We start from the raw sequence: 17,484 nt of genomic DNA, 5'->3' as shown, positions 1-17,484 counted from the left end.
CCCTGGACAGCGGGAAGCCGCCTCCGCATCGCGGAGGCGGCTTCCTCTGCTTCACGGGGTCACATCGCGCGACGGCGCAGCTCTCGTGACTCGCACGGTGCCGTGACCCAGGTGGAGAGCAGCGTCAGGTCGCCTTCCCCCGAGCACGGCGCGCCGCTCACCTGAAGTCGTCCGCCGGCAGCTGACGGCAGACGTCCCCGGCTTGGAGCATGGCCTTCCCGGTGTTGGGCCCGTAGATGCCAGCGGCGGTGACGCCGATCTGCCGCTGGACCTGGATCAGCGCCGGGTACGTTGCATTCGCGAACGTCCCGTCCACACCGAGGTCCTTCCCGTAGCACTGGTCGAGCGACGTCTGCAAAGGCTGTACGCCATAGCTCGTGACACCTCCCTTCCTGAGGAGACATGCACCGGTACTGGTGTCCCCGTCGAAGTACACGGGTATGTGATTCAACGCGCGGCCCTCCCCGAAGACGTCGCCGCCTTCGTTGCAGATGTGGAGAGCGCGACTCACGCTCGCCCCCTGCTGGACGAGCTCGTGGCCGTCCTTCGCCTGGGGATCGTCGGCTGCGCGACTCGCGGTCGCACCTCGGTCGGAAGTCGTGGATGACGACGCGGCATGAGCGGCGGGACCGGTGAAGGCGGCCGAGGCCAGCATCACGAGGACCGCAGCGGAAACGGAACTGAGACGGATCTGCATGGGGCATCACTTGCGCTCGAGGCGCATCAAGGATTTCATGACGAACCCGCCGTCCACGGTGCGGTGGCGGGCGCTCGGGATCGTATCCGGGTCGCCGTGATGCACACGCATCTCTCCCCCACCGCGGCTCGTCCCACGACGGGGGCCCGGCATCCTCGTGGATGCCGGGCCCTCTGCGTCGCTCAGACCGGCCGCGCTCACTCAGCTCGGTGTCCAGCGCGCCGGCTCGACCTCAGTGCAGCGGCAGGTTGTAGCGGAGTTCCGCTCCCCAGTCGATCGTGCCGCAGCCGTCTCCCCCGCAGCCCCCGACGATCGAGACCGTGAGGTAGAAGGTGCCGGGCGGATTGCCGATCGTCCCGGTGCTCACGCTCTTGAACGGCGTGAAGGTCTGCCCGAGCTCGGGGATCCCCGTCGCCTTCGCATACGAAGCGCTGACCCCAGGTCGCCGCATGCCCATCGAGTACGTGCCGCCCGCTCCTCGGGAGACCGATGTGATCTTCACGCTCTCCCCATTGCGGGCGTTGTTCTCGTATCGAGCGTGCTGGTACATCACGTTCACGAAGGTCTCCTGGCTTCCGGTGATGTGCTCCTGATCCGCGGATGCGGGTTGGGCCACCATCACCACGGCCCCGAGGACGACTGCACCCGCGAGAAGGGACATCCCGGTCGATCGCCTCCACCGCCGGAGGCCCGACCTCTCACGCGCCCTCATCGGTTCGACTCCGTGTAGACGGCGCACTCGCTCCGGAACTCGACCGCTCGCGGGTCCTGCCCGGTCGCGCGGGCGTAGCCGTCCACGGAGGCGAGGTAGGCGGAGACGTCCATGCTCTCCTTCACCGCCGGCATGGCCTGCCATGCCGCCGGATCGAGCTGCGCGTCGATCTCGCTCTCCGGATAGACGCTGAGGACGGTGTTCGGCGTGAAGGCGTCCGACTCCTGCAGCCAGGCGCACCTGGAGTAGCGGGCCACGATCTGCGCGGGGATCCCGGCCTCGTAGGAGTATTCGGTCCCGTCCGCGGGGTGGAAGAACGAGGGGGCGAGCTCCGGGAAATGCCGACCCGCCGGGAGCACCCCCGTGAATTCCCCGACGGCCTTCTGCCATGCCGCGTCGATCTGATCTTGGGAATAGAATTCGTGGCCGTCCGCCGTCACCGTCGGTTCGGCCGCGTGGTCGACCGCCTTCTGCGGACCGGCCATCGCCGGCAGCGCCGATGACAGGCAGGCGCCGATCAGCGCGACGGCCCCGATCCCTGAGTACAACTTCACGTGTCGCATGAGCCTCAATCGATATCCGGGTCGATTTCCATTCCGATCCCCGGGCATTTGTGACGATATCTCCCCAGGCCCCGGGGCACATGCGCCGTTCGAGCCATATTGATTCCTCCGCCGGATGGGATAGGAATGGAGGCGCCGCGCCCGCGTGACCGACGCGGGAATCCGGCTCCGAGGCGATCAGCGCATCCGGTTCACCACGTCGAGCCGCGAGACAGCTCCTAGCTTCCCCATCACATTGCTGACGTGCCGCTTCACGGTCCCCGGCGCTATCCCGAGACGGTGGGCGATCTGCCTGTTGGTCAGAGCCCGCGCCAGGAGCACCACGACCTCGACCTCGCGGGCCGTTAGACGCTGCGGCGTTCCGGCTGACCGGAGAGCGCCCCGGACAGCTCCCACCAGCACGGCGAACGACGCGGTCGTCGACACTCGCGCGTCCGAGCAGGCCTCATCGGCGGGCACCCCGCTGAGGGGCTGCCCACCCTCGTGCAGCGACACGACCCGGAACCCGGGATGCCGTGTGCGGATGCCGGCGGCCTGGCGCTGCAGCTGCGCACCCAGGAGGCGGGCGTCGACGACGAGCACGTCCGCGTCCTGCTCGATGCAGGCACGCGCAGCGGTGCGTCCGTCTTCGCACACGCCCACGACGTCGATGTCGGCTTCGGCGAGCAGCAGCGCACGCATCCCCTCCTGAAGGAGCCCGGGACCGACCACGAGCACGACGCGCACGGCACGGCCTCTCATCGAGGACCGTCCACGCCGGGGGCGCCATGGCTCCCCCGCCATGCGGATCCCGCGCCCCCGCCGAGCAGATGGAGTCCTCCGCCCTCGGGCGTGGCCGTCGATGTCGGCATGCCCACCCGGGCCAGCGCCATGCCGTCCATGGAGACCGAAGCTAACGGGGTGAGCGTCTCCCTGGTCCGCGTTCTCCCGTCCGACTCCCGGTCCTCTGACGCACGAGGGGCCCGGCATCCGCGTGGATGCCGGGCCCTCCCTGCGCGTCAGCGCGTGCGGTGCGAGTGGATCAGGTCGCGGACTTGGATCCGCGGCTCTTGTTGAACACGTCGAACGCGACGGCCAGCAGGAGCACGAGGCCCTTGATGAGCTGCTGGTACTCCGTGCCCAGGCCGAGCAGCTGCATGCCGTTGTTCAGCACGCCCATGATCAGACCACCGATCATGGCGCCGATCACGGTGCCGATGCCGCCGGTGACCGCTGCTCCGCCGATGAAGACCGCGGCGATGGCGTCGAGCTCGAACCCGTTGCCGGCGCCCGGGAGCGCCGAGTTGCTGCGCGCCGTGAAGGCGATGCCCGCGAGCGCTGCCAGGACGCCCATGTTCACGAAGAGCAGGAAGTCCACGCGCTTCGTGTTGATGCCGGACAGCTGCGCGGCGTTGAGGTTGCCGCCTCGGGCGTAGATGTGCCGGCCGAAGATGCTGCGGTTCATCACCGCCGTGTAGACGAACACCAGGACCGCGAGGATGACGAGCACGATCGGGGTGCCCTGGTAGCTGGCGAGCAGGTACGTGATGCCGAGCACGAGGATCGCGATGGTGGCGAGCTTCGTGATGAACCAGGCGAAGGGCTCGTCCTCGAGGTTGAGCTTGACGCGGGCGCGACGCTCGCGGAGCTGCTGCGCGACGAGGAAGACCGCGGCCAGCACGCCCAGCGTGACGGTGACCCACTCGAGGTAGGACGTGCCGCCCGAGGGGTCGGGCAGGAAGCCCGCGCCTACGGAGACGTACTCGTCCGGGAACGGCGTGATGGGGCGGTTCTGCAGGACGATCTGCGCGAGGCCGCGGAACGTGAGCATCCCCGCCAGGGTCACGATGAAGGCCGGGATGCCGACGTACGCCACCCAGAAGCCCTGCCAGGCGCCGATGAGGCCGCCGATGACCAGGCTCGCGAGGATGGAGAGGTACCAGGGCCAGCCCCAGTTCACCGCGAACACACCCGAGACGGCGCCGACGAGGGCCACCACCGAGCCGACCGAGAGGTCGATGTGGCCGGCGATGATGACCATCACCATGCCGATCGCGAGGATCAGGATGTAGGCGTTCTGGACGACGATGCTCGTGACGTTGCGGGGCTCGAGGAGCGTCCCGTTCGTGAGGATCTGGAACAGCACCACGATCGCGATCAGCGCGATGAAGATGCCGATCTGCCTGAGGCGACTGACGAGGAAACCCGCCACACTGCTGAGACTGGACATGCTTGCTATTCCTTTTCCTTGGTCATGTAGGACATGAGGCTCTCGGGGGTCGCCTCGGCGATCGGCAGCTGTCCCGTGATCCGCCCGGCGGAGAGGGCGTAGATCCGGTCGCAGATGCCGAGCAGCTCGGGCAGCTCGCTGGAGATGACGATGACGGCCTTCCCCTGCGCGGCGAGCGCGTTGATGATCGTGTAGATCTCGTACTTGGCGCCGACGTCGATGCCGCGGGTGGGCTCGTCGAGGATGAGCACGTCCGGGTCGGAGAACATCCACTTGGAGAGGACGACCTTCTGCTGGTTGCCGCCGGAGAGCTTCCCGGTGATGGCGCCCACGCTCGGGGCCTTGATGTTCATCGACTTCCGGTAGCCGTCGGCCACCACGTACTCCTGGTTCGCGTCGACCCAGCCGGCCTTGGCCAGCTTGTCCAGCGCGGCGCCGGAGACGTTGCGCTTGATGTCGTCGATGAGGTTGAGGCCGTAGTGCTTGCGGTCCTCGGTGGCGTACGCGATGCCGTGCTTGATGGCGTCGCCGACCGTCTTGGCCTGGATCTCCTTGCCGCGCTTGTAGAGCTTGCCGGAGATGTTCGCGCCGTAGGAGCGGCCGAAGACGCTCATCGCGAGCTCGGTGCGACCCGCGCCCATGAGGCCGGCGATGCCGACGACCTCGCCCGCGCGCACGTTGAGGTTGGCGTGGTCGACGATGACCCGGGAGTGCTCCTGCGGGTGGTGGACCGTCCAGTCCTCGATGCGGAGGACCTCCTCGCCGATGTCCGGCGTGCGGTCGGGGTAGCGGCTCTGCAGGTCGCGGCCGACCATTCCCTTGATGATGCGCTCCTCGCTGATGGAGTCGCGCGCGAGGTCGAGGGTCTCGATGGTCTTGCCGTCGCGGATGATCGTCACCGCGTCGGCGATCGCCTTGATCTCGTTCAGCTTGTGGCTGATGATGATGCTCGTGATGCCCTGGCCCTTGAGGTGCTTGATCAGGTCGAGCAGGTGGGCGGAGTCCTCGTCGTTCAGCGCCGCGGTGGGCTCGTCGAGGATGAGGAGCTTCACCTCCTTGGAGAGGGCCTTCGCGATCTCCACGAGCTGCTGCTTGCCCACGCCGATGTCGGCGATCTTGGTGGCCGGGTTGTCGCTCAGCCCGACACGGGCGAGGAGCTTCGCGGCCTCCACGTTGGTGGCGTTCCAGTCGATGAAGCCGCCCTTGGAGATCTCGTTGCCGAGGAAGATGTTCTCCGCGATGGAGAGGAAGGGGCTCAGCGCGAGCTCTTGGTGGATGATCACCACGCCCGACTTCTCGCTGTCGCGGATGCTGGAGAACTTGACGACCTCGTTCTCGAGCACGATGTCGCCGTCGTAGGAACCGGCCGGGTAGACGCCCGAGAGGACCTTCATCAGGGTCGACTTGCCCGCGCCGTTCTCGCCGCAGATCGCGTGGCACGTGCCGCGCGTGACCTCGAGAGTGACGTCCTGCAGCGCCTTGACGCCGGGGAACGTCTTGGTGATGCCGCGCATCTCGAGAATGTGGTTGGCCATGGCCTGCCTCACTTGTGTGGATGGTGGTGCCGGGTTCCCGGCGGTGGTGCTGCGGACGGCGGGTGACCGCCGTCCGGGATCCGGCCGGCCGCGGGGCGCGGCCGGCCCGACCCGATGGAGGCCGGGCGACGCGAGCGTCGACCGGCCGGGTGCGCCGCCGGGGCGGCGCGGGAGGGGGCTACTCGCCCTTGTCGATCTCGTCCTGCGTGTAGTAGCCGCTGTCCACGATGACCTCGACGAGGTTGTCCTTCGTCACGGTCACGGGGGCGAACTGCTTGGTCGGGACGTCCTTCACCTTGTTGTTGTAGGAGTCAGGAGCGTCGGGCGTGCCGCCGGTGAGCAGGTCGTCGACCATCGTGACGGCCTCCTTGCCGAGCAGGCGCGTGTCCTTGAAGATCGTCGAGTACTGGACGCCGTCGAGGATGAGCTTGTCGGACGCCTTCTCGCCGTCCTGGCCCGTGATGATCGGCATGGCGTCGCTGGCGACGCCGGCCGAGGTCAGGGCCTGGATGATGCCGCGCGACAGGCCGTCGTACGGCGAGAGGACGCCGTCCGGCTTGGCGCTGCCGGGGTACGAGCCGGAGAGCAGGTTCTCCATGCGGGCCTGTGCGCCCTCCTGCTTCCACTGCTGGATCGCGACCTGGCTGAAGTCCGACTGGCCGGAGCCGATCGTGATCTGGCCGGACTCGAGGAACGGCTTCAGGACGCTCATCGCGCCGTCGTAGAAGAACTGCGCGTTGTTGTCGTCCGGGCTGCCGGCGAAGACCTCGATGGTCTTCTTCTCGGTGCTGCCGGTGGCCTTGCCGTCGGCGTCCACGAGACCGAGGCCCTGCAGGAGGGAGTTGCCCTGGAGCACGCCGACCTGCTGGTTGTCGAACGTCGTGTAGTAGTCGACGTCCTCGGTGCCGTTGATCAGGCGGTCGTACGCGATGACCTTGACGCCGTCGTCGGCCGCGGTCTTGAGGACCTGGGTCAGCGCGGTGCCGTCGATCGACGCGACGATGAGCGCCTTGGCGCCCTTGTTGAGCATCGTCTCGATCTGCGAGATCTGGTCCTGCACCTTGTCGTTCGCGTACTGCAGGTCGACCTTGTAGCCGAGCTTGGTGAGCTGGTCGTTGACGTTGTTGCCGTCGTCGACCCAGCGCTCGCTCGTCTTGGTGGGCATGGCGACGCCGACGAGGGCGCCCTTGTTGTCCTCGGTGCCGCCGGCGCTGCCGCCGCGGCCTCCGCCGCCGCCGCCGGAGCAGGCGGCGAGGGAGAGGGCGATGCTCGTGGCGGCGATGCCGACGAGTACCTTCTTCATCTTCACGGTCGTGTCCTTTCGTACTGCTGCTGTGAGGCGCTCGCCCGGCTTCTGCGCCGGATGCGCACCCCTGGTGTGGGTGTTACAGGCCCTGGGCCAGGCGGTGGTACGCCTGGTTCCAGCGGACTTCCTTGGTGAAACCCTTGAGGGTCGTGTCCTCGTCGATGACGAGGAGCTCGGTGCGCGCGATCTCGGCGAAGTCCTCGAAGACCTCGACGCCGACCTGCGTGCTCATGACCGTGTGGTGGGCGGCCCCGGCGGTGAGCCAGGCCGCTGCGCTCGTCGCGAGATCCGGCGCGGGCTTCCACACGGCACGGGCGACGGGCAGGTTCGGGAGCGGCTCGTCGAGCGGCACGACCTCCACGACGTTGGCGACGATGCGGAACCGGTCGCGCATGTCGCTCATGGCGACGACGACCGCGGGGCCGGGGTCGGTGTCGAAGACGAGGCGCACGGGGTCCTCGCGGCCGCCGATGCCGAGCGGGTGGATCTCGAGGCTCGGTCGGCCGGTCGTGAGCGTGGGGCAGATCTCGAGCATGTGCGCGCCCAGGATCTTCTCCTCGCCGGGGACGAGGTGGTACGTGTAGTCCTCCATGAGGCTCGCGCCACCCGGGAGCCCGGAGCCCATGACCTTCGCCGCGCGGATCAGCACGGCCGTCTTCCAGTCGCCCTCGGCGCCGAAGCCGTAGCCCTCGGCCATGAGCCGCTGCACGGCGAGGCCGGGGAGCTGGCGGAGGCCACCGAGGTCCTCGAAGCTCGTCGTGAAGGCGCCGAAGCCGCCCTCCTCGAGGAAGGAGCGAAGGCCGACCTCGATGGCCGCGCCGTAGCGGAGCGACTCGTGGCGCTCCCCGCCGCGCCGCAGCTCGGGCTGGATGTCGTAGAGGGTCTCGTACTCGTCGACCAGCGCGTCGATCTCGGCGTCGGTCGCCGCGTCCACGCGCTCGACGAGGTCGTTGACGCCCCAGGTGTTGACGCTGACGCCGAACTTGAGCTCGGCCTCCGTCTTGTCGCCCTCGGTGACCGCGACGTTGCGCATGTTGTCGCCGAAGCGGGCGACCTTGAGCTCGTGCACGGCGGCCCAGCCGGCGGCGGCGCGCATCCACGTGCCGATGCTCTGCCGCACCGACTCGGTGCTCACGTGGCCGACGACGGTCTTGCGGACGACGCCGAGGCGCGACTGGATGTAGCCGAACTCGCGGTCGCCGTGCGCGGCCTGGTTGAGGTTCATGAAGTCCATGTCGATGCTGCTCCAGGGCAGCGCGACGTTGGCCTGCGTGTGCAGGTGGAGGAAGGGCTTCTGCAGGGCGTCCAGGCCCTGGATCCACATCTTCGCGGGGCTGAACGTGTGCATCCAGGCGATGAGGCCGATGGTGCGGTCGCTCGCGTTGGCCTCGAGGGCCATGCGGCGGATGCTGTCTGAGTCCTTGAGGACGGGCTTCCACACGACGCGGACGGGGATGTCCGACGCCTCCTCGAGCTGGCGGGCGATCTCCTGCGACTGCTCGGCGACCTGCTGGAGCGTCTCCTCGCCGTAGAGGTTCTGGCTGCCCGTGAGGAACCAGACCTCGTAGTGGTCGAGGGAGGTGGTGATGCGGCTCACTTCAGGGCTCCTTGGGGTGCTTGTCCGTAGACGTTCTGGTATCGGTCGAACAGGGAGTCGACGGCCTCGGCGGGGAGCGGGGCGGGCTCGCCCAGCTGGCGGGAGATGTGCACGGTGCGCGCCACGTCCTCGACCATCACGGCCGCCTTCACGGCGTCCTTCGCGTCCTTGCCGATGGTGAAGGGCCCGTGGCCGGCCATCAGGACAGCGCGCGAGCGGTGCCCGGTGAGCGTCTCGACGATGCCGCGGCCGATCGAGTCGTCGCCGATGATCGCGAACGGGCCGACGGGGATCTCTCCGCCGAACTCGTCCGCCATCGCGGTGATGACGCACGGGATGGGCTCGCGTCGGGCCGCCCACGCCACCGCGTAGGTGGAGTGCGTGTGGACCACGCCGCCCACCTCGGGCATGTTGCGGTAGACGTACGCGTGCGCCGCGGTGTCGCTGGAGGGGGCGTTGCGGGAGCCGGGGGTGTCCGGGATCACGTTGCCGTCGAGATCGCAGAGGATCATGTTCTCGGGGCTCAGGTCGTCGTACGAGACGCCCGACGGCTTGATGACGAAGAGGTCGGCGCCGGGGACGCGGCCGGAGACGTTGCCGCCGGTCCAGACCACGAGGCCGTAGCGCACGAGCTCGCCGTGCAGCCGGGAGACCTCGGAGCGGACGCGGGCGACCGCGACCTCGATCTCGGGTGCGTAGGTGCTCATGCGCGGGCCTCCCTCTTCAGCGACTTGAGGCGCTTCATGACGTCGTTGGCGCCGCGGCCGAAGTGGTCGTGCAGCGTGGAGTACTCCTCGTAGAGGCGGTCGTAGGCGAGCGCGCGCTCCTCGCTGGGCTGGTACTTTCCGCGCTCGACCTTGCCCATGGCGTCGCCCGCGACGCGCACGTCGGGGTAGGCGCCCGCGGCGACAGCGGCGTGGATGGCGGATCCGAGCGCGGGGCCCTGCTCGCTCGTGATGACCGAGATGGGGAGACGGAGGATGTCGCTGTACGCCTGCATGAGGAACGCGTTCTTCAGCAGGCCGCCCGCGACAATGAACTCGGTGACGGGCACGCCCGACGCCGCGAAGGTCTCCACGATCTTGCGGGTGCCGAACGCGGTGGCCTCGAGCAGCGCCCGGTAGATCTCCTCGGTGCGCGTGGTGAGCGTGGTGCCGATGACCAAGCCGGACAGCTCGTGGTCCACGAGCACCGAGCGGTTGCCGGAGTGCCAGTCGAGCGCGACGAGGCCGTGGCCGCCGACGGGCTGGTCGGCCGCGAGGTCGGTGAGGTGCTGGTGCACGCTCTTGCCGGCGGCCGCGGCCTCCTCGGCGTAGCGCGCGGGCACCTGGTTCTTGACGTACCAGGCGAAGATGTCGCCGACGCCGGACTGGCCGGCCTCGTAGCCGTAGAGCCCGGAGACGATGCCGCCGTCGACGACGCCGCACATGCCGGGGACCTCGGTGAGCACGTCGCTGTTCATCACGTGGCAGGTGCTCGTGCCCATGATCGCGACCATCTGGCCGGGCTCGACGGCGCGGGCGACCGGCGCGGTGACGTGCGCGTCGACGTTGCCGACCGCGACGGCGATGCCCTCGGGCAGGCCCGTCCAGGCGGCAGCCTCCGCGGAGAGCGTGCCGGCGGCGGATCCCAGCTGGCCGATCTCGTGGGCGACCTTCTCCTCGGCGAACGAGGCGAAGTCGGGGTTCAGCGCGCCGAGGAAGTCGCGGCTGGGATACTCGCCGTCCTGGAGGATGCCCTTGTAGCCGGCGGTGCAGGCGTTGCGGACGTAGCTGCCGGTGAGCTGCCAGACGATCCAGTCGGCCGCCTCGACCCAGTGCTCCATGAGGCCGTACAGCTCCGGGTCCTCCTCGAGCAGCTGGAGGCCCTTGGCGAACTCCCACTCGCTGGAGATGAGGCCGCCGTAGCGGGCCAGCCACTTCTCGCCGCGCTCCTCGGCCAGCGCGTTGATGCGGTCGGCGTGCGACTGCGCCGCGTGGTGCTTCCAGAGCTTGACGTAGGCGTGGGGGCGATCGGCGTATCCGTCGACCTCGTTGAGCGGGGTGCCGTCGGCGAGCGTGGGGACCATGGTGCACGCGGTGAAGTCGGTGCCGATGCCGATGACGCGGGCGGGGTCGATGCCGGCCTCGCGGATGGCGGCGGGGACGGCCTGCTTGAGCACGTCCACGTAGTCGCTCGGGACCTGCAGGGCCCACTCGGGCGGCAGCTGCGCGCCGGTCGCGGCGAGCGTGTCATCCATCACCGCGTGCGGGTAGTCGAGGACGCCGGAGCCGAGCTCGACGCCGTCCGAGACGCGCACCACGACGGCACGACCGGAGAGGGTGCCGTAGTCGACCCCGATGACGTAGCTCTCGGCCTCCGCGCCGGGCTGGGCCTCGGCTGCGGTGCTCACGGGGGCGCTGGGCACGGGATCGACTCCTTCGTCTGATGCATGGCGATCCGGGAAGACCGCCTGCCGATGTGAACGGTCACATCAGCGGATGTCACTCTACACACGCGCGGGATCGACCTGTCAACCCGAGACGCCCCGCCCCCTCGAAGTGGGGTGTCGGCGGCTGGGGAGGCGGCACCGGCCGGGTCGCCGGGTCAGTACGAGGGCGGTCCCGTCGACGCCCGGACGACCAGCTCCGGCGTGATCGTGCCGCGGTACCTGTCCCCCGTGCCGCCCATGCCGTCGAGCAGCAGCGCGACGCAGCGGCGTCCGACCTCGGCGAAGTCCTGGCGGACGGTCGTGAGGGGCGGCCAGAAGTGCGCCGCCTCCGGGATGTCGTCGAAGCCGACGATGCTGACGTCGCCCGGCACGTCGAGGCCCGCGTCGCGTACGGCGTGGATGAGCCCGAGGGCCATCTGGTCGTTGCTGGAGAAGATCGCCGTGAAGTCGCGGAGGCGCAGCATCTCGCGGCCCGCGTAGAACCCGAACTCCGCGGTCCAGTCGCCGAGGATGGGCGCGGTGGTGGGCGCGTCGGCGGCCGACATCGCGTCGAGGAAGCCGCGCATCCGCGCCTCCGCCTCGATCCAGTCCTGCGGCCCGGCGAGGTGGTAGATGTCGCGGTGGCCGAGCTCGAGCAGGTGACGTGTGGCGAGTCGGGCGCCCGCGATCTGGTCGACCGAGAGGTCGTGCGCGTCGCCGCGTCCGTCGCTCTGCATGGTCACGTACGGGACGTCGAGCGACATGCTCGCGATCACCTCGCGCACGCGCACCTGCGGCGCCACGACCACGAGGCCCTCCACGGCCTGGTCGACGAGGTGGCCGAGCGCGACCTGGATCGCGGCCTCGTCGGACGAGGGCAGGTTGGTCGTCGTGACCAGGTACCCGGCCTCGCGGGCGGCCTCCTCGATGGCCGCGATGGACGACGCGGGACCGTACTGGGAGCTCTGGGCGGTGAGCACGCCGATCGTGCGGGACCGGCTGGTGACGAGGGCGCGGGCCGCGCGGTTCGGCCGGTACTGGATCTGCTCCATCACGTCGAGCACACGCTGGCGGGTCTCCGCGCGGAGCGAGGGCGAGTCGTTGAGCACGCGCGAGACCGTCTGGTGCGACACCCCGGCGAGGCGCGCGACGTCGCGGATGCTGGGCGCCCTGCCGCGCGGCGTCTCCGTCGTCATCATCGACCCCGTCTCCGTGCGGGCATCCGCCCGACAGCGCCCCGTGGCGCAGGTGTCACATTGTCACATGTGACTGTCACATGCCTCATGCGGACGGAGGGGTAGCGGCCGGGAGGGCGCACGCCCGGGGTCGGACGCCTGCGGCAGACTGGTCGTCCACCCGACGAGAGGCACCACCTGTGACGATCACCGCCGCGGCAGACGGATCCGCGCTCGGCAACCCCGGACCCGCCGGCTGGGCCTGGTACGTCGACGACGAGCACTGGGCCGCGGGCGGCTGGGCGCACGCGACCAACAACCAGGGCGAGCTCAAGGCCGTGCTGGAGCTGTTCCGGGCCACCGCCCATCTCGACGACGACCTGCTCGTGCTCTGCGACAGCCAGTACGTCATCAACTCGGTCACCAAGTGGATGCCCGGCTGGAAGCGCAAGGGGTGGCGGAAGGGCGACGGCAAGCCGGTGCTCAACGTCGAGCTGCTCAAGGAGATCGACGCCGAGATCCAGGGCCGCCGCTACCGCTTCGAGTGGGTCAAGGGCCACGCGAACCACCCGCTCAACGAGGCCGCCGACGTCCGGGCGCGCGCGGTGGCGACCGCGTTCCAGGGCCGGAGCCCGATCCCCGCGGGCCCCGGCTGGGCGGGCCACGACGCCGACGAGGCCACCGACTCCCCCGACGAGGCGACGGAGACGGCCGCCGTCGCGGCCGACGCGGAGCTGGCGGCGGATCCCGTGGCAGCCGCGGCGGAGGAGCTGGAGGCCGAGGCCCCCGCGCAGCCGGGGCTCTTCGACTTCGACGCGTTCGACGAGGAGATCGCGCCGGAGCCCGGAGACACGACCCTCACGATCGCGCTCGACCGCGACACCATGGCGCGCCTCAGCGCCCACGCGCGCGAGCGCGGCGTGAGCGTGGACGAGGCCGTGCGCGAGCTGCTGCCCTGAGGGCTGCGCGGCCCGCCGCCCATCGAGGCGGCGGGCCGGTCGCGACTAGTGCTTGCCCTGCTTGAGGGCCTTGCCGAGCGCGCGCTCGAGGTCGACGACGAGGTCCTCGACGGACTCGATGCCCACCGAGAGGCGCACCAGGTCGTCAGGTACCTCGAGCGGCGTGCCCTTGACGGACGCGTGGGTCATCTCGGCCGGGTAGCTGATGAGCGACTCGACGCCGCCGAGCGACTCCGCGAGCTGGAAGACGCGCGTGCCCTCGACCACGCGGCGCGCGGCCTTCGCTCCCCCGCGCACCTGGAACGAGATCATGCCGCCGAAGCCCGTCATCTGGGCCTTCGCGATGTCGTGGCCGGGGTGCTCCGGCAGGCCCGGGTAGTGCACGGCCGTGACGTCGGGGTGCTGCTGCAGGAACGCGGCGATCTCCTCGGCGTTCGCGGAGTGGCGCTCGACGCGGACGGCGAGCGTCTTGATCCCGCGCGTCGTGAGCCAGGCGTCCATGGGTCCGGAGACGGCGCCGACCGCGAACTGCAGGAAGCCGACCTTCTCGGCGAGCGCGTCGTCGTCGAGGACCACGGCTCCGCCGAGCACGTCCGAGTGGCCGCCCAGGTACTTGGTGGTGGAGTGCACGACCACGTCGGCGCCGAGCGTCAGCGGCTGCTGGAGGTAGGGCGAGGCGAACGTGTTGTCGACGACGACCACGGCGCCGGCCGCGTGCCCGAGGTCGGCGAGCGCGCGGATGTCGCTGATCTTCATCAGGGGGTTGCTGGGCGTCTCGACCCAGAGGACCTTCGCGGGGCCTGATCCGAGCACCCGCTCCACCGCCTGGAGGTCGCTCATGTCGACGGTCTCGACGACGATCCCCCAGTCGCCGAGCACGCGCGTGAGGAGGCGGTACGTGCCGCCGTACACGTCGTCGCTCAGGACGATGCGGTCGCCGGGGCGGGTGATCGCGCGCAGCAGCGTGTCCTCGGCGGCGAGTCCCGAGGCGAACGAGAACGCGTGCTTCCCCTTCTCGAGGGAGGCGAGCAGCTCCTGCAGGCCGGTGCGCGTGGGGTTGGCGCTCCGCGCGTACTCGTAGCCCTCGCGGAGCCCGCCGATCCCGTCCTGCACGAAGGTGCTCGTGAGGTAGAGCGGCGGGATGACGGCGCCCGTGGTGGGGTCCGGGTCCTGTCCGGCGTGGATCGCGCGGGTGTCGAAGTCGTGCTTGTCGCTCACGGGGACTCGTCTCTGTGGGTCGGGAGGGGTGCGGGTGCTGCGCCGGTGGATCAGTCGGTGAGGTAGGTGAGGAGGTCGTGCCGAGTGAGCACGCCCACGGGCTTGCCGCCGTCGCTCACCATGAGGGCGTCGGCGGATCCGAGCGCGCTCCACGCGTCGGGCACGGTCTCGTTCACGCCGATGAGGCCGAAGGCCGCGCCCGCGAAGGGGCCGACCTGGTCGGACAGCTGCGCGCGGCCGCTGAAGACGAGCTCCAGCAGGCTGCGCTCGTCGACCGCGCCCGCGACCTCGCCCATGACGACGGGCGGCTCGGCCGAGAGGACCGGCAGCTGCGAGACGTCGTACTCGGTCATGATGCGGATCGCGTCGCGGATCGTGTCGTTCGGGTGCGCGTGCACGAGGTCGGGCAGGCTGCCGGTCTTGGCGCTCATGACGTCGGCGACCGTGCGCTGGCCGTTGACGCGGGCGAAGCCGTACGACTGCATCCACTTCTCGTTGAAGATCTTGCCGAGGTAGCCGCGGCCGCCGTCGGGCAGGAGGATCACCATCACGTCGTCGGGGCCGAGGTGCTTCGCGGCCTTGAGCGCGGAGACGACGGCCATGCCGCTGGATCCGCCGACGAGCAGGCCCTCCTCGCGGGCGAGCCGCAGGGTCATGTCGAACGACTCCTGGTCGCTGGAGGCGATGACCTCGTCGACGACGTCGGGGTCGTAGGCCGCCGGCCAGAAGTCCTCGCCCACGCCCTCCACGAGGTAGGGGCGGCCGGTGCCGCCGGAGTAGACGGATCCCTCGGGGTCGGCGCCGACGATGCGCACGCGCCCCTCCGACACCTCCTTGAGGTAGCGGCCGACGCCGCTGATGGTGCCGCCCGTGCCGACACCGGCGACGAAGTGCGTGATGTCGCCCTCCGTGTCGCGCCAGATCTCCGGACCCGTGGTCTCGTAGTGGCTGAGCGGCCCGTTGGGGTTCGAGTACTGGTCGGGCTTGAAGGCGCCGGGGATCTCGCGCGCGAGCCGGTCGCTCACCGAGTAGTAGGAGTCGGGGTGGTCGGGCGCGACCGAGGTCGGCGTGACCACGATCTCCGCGCCGTAGGCCGTGAGCACGTTCCGCTTGTCCTCGCCGACCTTGTCCGGCAGCACGAAGACGCAGCGGTAGCCGCGCTGCTGCGCGACGAGCGCCAGGCCGACGCCGGTGTTGCCCGAGGTGGGCTCGACGATGGTGCCGCCGGGCTTCAGCTTGCCGTCGCGCTCGGCGGCGTCGATGATGCGCGTCGCGATGCGGTCCTTGGCGCTGCCGCCCGGGTTCAGGTACTCGACCTTCACGAGGACGGTCGCCGAGATCCCCTCGACCACCTTGTTGAGCTTCACGAGCGGGGTGTTCCCGATGAGGTCGAGGATCGTGTCGGCGTACTTCACGTGAGGTGGCGCTCCCGGTGTCAGGTGTGCGGTCCGGTGGGCCCCGCTCGTCCAGTGTAGGCGCGCGCCTCCGCCGTGTTACGGGGCCGGAGCGACCGGTGCGGGCAGGGTCCGTCCAGGCCGAGCCGGTATCCTTGCCGCACATTCCCCCAGCAGAGAAGGACCCTCCGTGGCGCGACGCGACGACACCACGCCCTCCGGCGACGAGAGCGGACGGCCCGTCCCGCCGACCGCCAAGCAGGCCCAGAAGGACCTCACGGTCAAGCAGCAGCGCGAGGCCCGCCGCGCCGAGAAGGTGGCGGCGCTGAAGAAGCAGCAGGACCGCGCGCGCCGCAACCGGCTCATCGGCATCATCACGGGATCCGTGGCCGCCGTCGCGGTCGTCGCCGTCGTCATCGGCGTGGTCGTCTCGAGCGGCACGCCGAAGCAGGATCCGGCCGACATCAGCATCGAGGGCCTCCGCACGTGGGACTCCCTGCCCAGCACGCACGTGCAGACCCCGGTCGACTACGCCGGCCTGTACGACGGCATGAGCCCGCCCGCCGGCGGCGAGCACAACCCCATGTGGCTGAACTGCGGCATCTACGACCAGCCGCAGCCCAACGAGAACGCGGTGCACGACCTCGAGCACGGGGCCGTGTGGATCACCTACGACGCCGCCAAGATCACCGGCGACGACCTGTCGAAGCTCCAGAAGTACGCGGAGTCGTTCGGCGGCTACGTCACCATGTCGCCGTACGACGGCCTCGACACCCCCATCGCGCTGTCCGCGTGGGGCGCGCAGGTGAAGGTCGACTCGATCGACGACCAGCGCATCAAGGACTTCATGTCCAAGTACTGGAAGAGCCCGAACGCCCCCGAGGCCGGTGCCGCGTGCACCGGCGCCCTCGAGGGCGAGGGCCGGGTCGGCTGACCGTGACCGACCGCGGCACGGGCGGATCCGACCGCCAGGACGACGGGGACGTCGTCGTCGACCACGTCCCGGACGACGACATCCGCGAGGAGGAGCTCGAGGGCCTCGTCGCGCACGGCGAGGCGACGCGCGCCCGCGGCCGCCGGATCCGCATCGGCCTCGCCGCCGGCATCGTCGCGGTGGCCCTGGTGGTCGCCGGGCTCCTCGTCGGCCGCGTCACCGCGCCCGTCTCGGCGCTCACGCCCAGCACGAACAGCGCGGAGGCCGGCTTCTCCCGCGACATGCAGGTGCACCACGAGCAGGCCGTGCAGATGTCGCTCATGATCATCGACCGCACGGACGACCCCGAGGTCAAGCTCATCGCGCAGGACATCGCCCAGGCGCAGGCCCAGCAGGCCGGCCAGATGTACGCGTTCCTCACCTCGTGGGGCCTCGACCAGGCGCCGTCCCAGCCGCGCATGACGTGGATGACGCTGCCGACGCTCGACGGCAAGACCGACCACTCCTCGATGGACATGACCCCCGGCGCGACGATGCCCGGCCTCGCGTCGCAGGCCGACCTCGACGAGCTGCAGTCGCTCACGGGCGTGGAGGCCGAGCGGAAGTTCCTGACGCTGATGATCGCCCACCACCGCGGCGGCGTCGAGATGGCGCAGGGCCTCCTCGACCGCTCGCGGAACCCCCTGGTCACGGACCTCGCCAACGGCATGGTCATGATCCAGGACAAGGAGATCCTCTACATGCAGCAGCTGCTCGACGCCCGCTCCTGAGCCGC

The 17,484-nt window shown here is 69.9% G+C and carries 16 protein-coding genes; 3 read left to right on the top strand and 13 right to left on the bottom strand.

Annotated elements, in window-relative coordinates; translation table 11 throughout:
• Positions 1-157: 157 nt before the first annotated feature.
• From NL142_RS04555 to NL142_RS04505, 11 genes are all read right to left on the bottom strand, one after another.
• Complete coding sequence (locus NL142_RS04555; protein WP_435081142.1) at positions 158-697, bottom strand: peptidoglycan-binding domain-containing protein; 540 nt, start codon at positions 695-697, stop codon at positions 158-160.
• A gap of 232 nt (positions 698-929) precedes the next feature.
• Entirely contained in the window at positions 930-1,358 is a 429-nt protein-coding gene (locus NL142_RS04550; protein WP_435081141.1) for a hypothetical protein, read from the bottom strand.
• Positions 1,359-1,405: 47 nt separating this feature from the next.
• Positions 1,406-1,963 (bottom strand): hypothetical protein, encoded by a 558-nt coding sequence (locus NL142_RS04545; protein ID WP_435081140.1) that lies wholly within the window; start codon positions 1,961-1,963, stop codon positions 1,406-1,408.
• Positions 1,964-2,149: 186 nt separating this feature from the next.
• Positions 2,150-2,698 carry a response regulator transcription factor gene (locus NL142_RS04540; RefSeq protein WP_435081139.1) on the bottom strand — a complete coding sequence of 183 codons (549 nt, stop codon included), beginning with the start codon at positions 2,696-2,698 and terminating at the stop codon, positions 2,150-2,152.
• A gap of 295 nt (positions 2,699-2,993) precedes the next feature.
• Complete coding sequence (gene mmsB / locus NL142_RS04535) at positions 2,994-4,181, bottom strand: multiple monosaccharide ABC transporter permease (RefSeq protein WP_194683160.1); 1,188 nt, start codon at positions 4,179-4,181, stop codon at positions 2,994-2,996.
• A gap of 5 nt (positions 4,182-4,186) precedes the next feature.
• The gene (gene mmsA / locus NL142_RS04530) at positions 4,187-5,716 is read right to left on the bottom strand and encodes a multiple monosaccharide ABC transporter ATP-binding protein (protein WP_043588366.1); all 1,530 of its coding nucleotides are present in this window, start codon (positions 5,714-5,716) and stop codon (positions 4,187-4,189) included.
• 178 nt (positions 5,717-5,894) lie between these two features.
• Positions 5,895-7,025, bottom strand: coding sequence for a substrate-binding domain-containing protein (locus tag NL142_RS04525; RefSeq protein WP_081841004.1), 1,131 nt, complete (start codon positions 7,023-7,025; stop codon positions 5,895-5,897).
• 76 nt (positions 7,026-7,101) lie between these two features.
• Positions 7,102-8,619: an L-arabinose isomerase gene (araA, locus tag NL142_RS04520; protein ID WP_435081138.1), complete on the bottom strand. Its 1,518-nt coding sequence runs from the start codon at positions 8,617-8,619 to the stop codon at positions 7,102-7,104.
• Entirely contained in the window at positions 8,616-9,326 is a 711-nt protein-coding gene (locus NL142_RS04515) for an L-ribulose-5-phosphate 4-epimerase (protein WP_012037562.1), read from the bottom strand. Before NL142_RS04515 ends, araA begins: the two co-directional genes overlap by 4 nt.
• On the bottom strand, positions 9,323-11,026 hold the full coding sequence (gene araB / locus NL142_RS04510) for a ribulokinase (RefSeq protein WP_435081137.1): 1,704 nt from the start codon (positions 11,024-11,026) through the stop codon (positions 9,323-9,325). Before araB ends, NL142_RS04515 begins: the two co-directional genes overlap by 4 nt.
• A 179-nt stretch (positions 11,027-11,205) precedes the next feature.
• A complete protein-coding gene (locus NL142_RS04505; RefSeq protein WP_435081136.1) occupies positions 11,206-12,228 on the bottom strand; it encodes a LacI family DNA-binding transcriptional regulator in 1,023 nt (340 codons plus the stop codon).
• 176 nt (positions 12,229-12,404) lie between these two features.
• Between NL142_RS04505 and NL142_RS04500 the strand changes: the two genes are divergently transcribed.
• Complete coding sequence (locus NL142_RS04500) at positions 12,405-13,163, top strand: RNase H family protein (RefSeq protein WP_194683164.1); 759 nt, start codon at positions 12,405-12,407, stop codon at positions 13,161-13,163.
• Positions 13,164-13,208: 45 nt separating this feature from the next.
• Here NL142_RS04500 and NL142_RS04495 read toward each other — a convergent pair whose 3' ends face one another.
• Both NL142_RS04495 and NL142_RS04490 read right to left on the bottom strand, forming a co-directional pair.
• Positions 13,209-14,381, bottom strand: coding sequence for a cystathionine gamma-synthase (locus NL142_RS04495; RefSeq protein WP_435081135.1), 1,173 nt, complete (start codon positions 14,379-14,381; stop codon positions 13,209-13,211).
• 50 nt (positions 14,382-14,431) lie between these two features.
• Positions 14,432-15,796, bottom strand: a complete 1,365-nt coding sequence (locus tag NL142_RS04490; RefSeq protein WP_435081134.1) for a cystathionine beta-synthase — start codon at positions 15,794-15,796, stop codon at positions 14,432-14,434.
• A gap of 169 nt (positions 15,797-15,965) precedes the next feature.
• Between NL142_RS04490 and NL142_RS04485 the strand changes: the two genes are divergently transcribed.
• Positions 15,966-16,709 (top strand): thioredoxin-like domain-containing protein, encoded by a 744-nt coding sequence (locus tag NL142_RS04485; RefSeq protein ID WP_435081133.1) that lies wholly within the window; start codon positions 15,966-15,968, stop codon positions 16,707-16,709.
• 2 nt (positions 16,710-16,711) lie between these two features.
• Positions 16,712-17,479 (top strand): DUF305 domain-containing protein, encoded by a 768-nt coding sequence (locus NL142_RS04480; RefSeq protein ID WP_435081132.1) that lies wholly within the window; start codon positions 16,712-16,714, stop codon positions 17,477-17,479.
• Positions 17,480-17,484: the final 5 nt, after the last annotated feature.

The sequence above is a fragment of the Clavibacter quasicaliforniensis genome (genome assembly GCF_051201715.1).
In the GTDB taxonomy this organism is placed as follows: domain Bacteria; phylum Actinomycetota; class Actinomycetes; order Actinomycetales; family Microbacteriaceae; genus Clavibacter; species Clavibacter seminis.
Note: the sequence above shows the minus strand (reverse complement) of the source record. Positions and strands in the feature narration are given on the sequence as shown.

What these genes read in the sequence shown, in the direction of transcription:
- NL142_RS04555 (WP_435081142.1), bottom strand. Translation starts at nt 697, where the DNA reads ATGCAGATCCGTCTCAGTTCCGTTTCCGCTGCGGTCCTCGTGATGCTG.
- NL142_RS04550 (WP_435081141.1), bottom strand. Translation starts at nt 1,358, where the DNA reads ATGTCCCTTCTCGCGGGTGCAGTCGTCCTCGGGGCCGTGGTGATGGTG.
- mmsB (WP_194683160.1), bottom strand. Translation starts at nt 4,181, where the DNA reads ATGTCCAGTCTCAGCAGTGTGGCGGGTTTCCTCGTCAGTCGCCTCAGG.
- mmsA (WP_043588366.1), bottom strand. Translation starts at nt 5,716, where the DNA reads ATGGCCAACCACATTCTCGAGATGCGCGGCATCACCAAGACGTTCCCC.
- NL142_RS04515 (WP_012037562.1), bottom strand. Translation starts at nt 9,326, where the DNA reads ATGAGCACCTACGCACCCGAGATCGAGGTCGCGGTCGCCCGCGTCCGC.
- NL142_RS04505 (WP_435081136.1), bottom strand. Translation starts at nt 12,228, where the DNA reads ATGATGACGACGGAGACGCCGCGCGGCAGGGCGCCCAGCATCCGCGAC.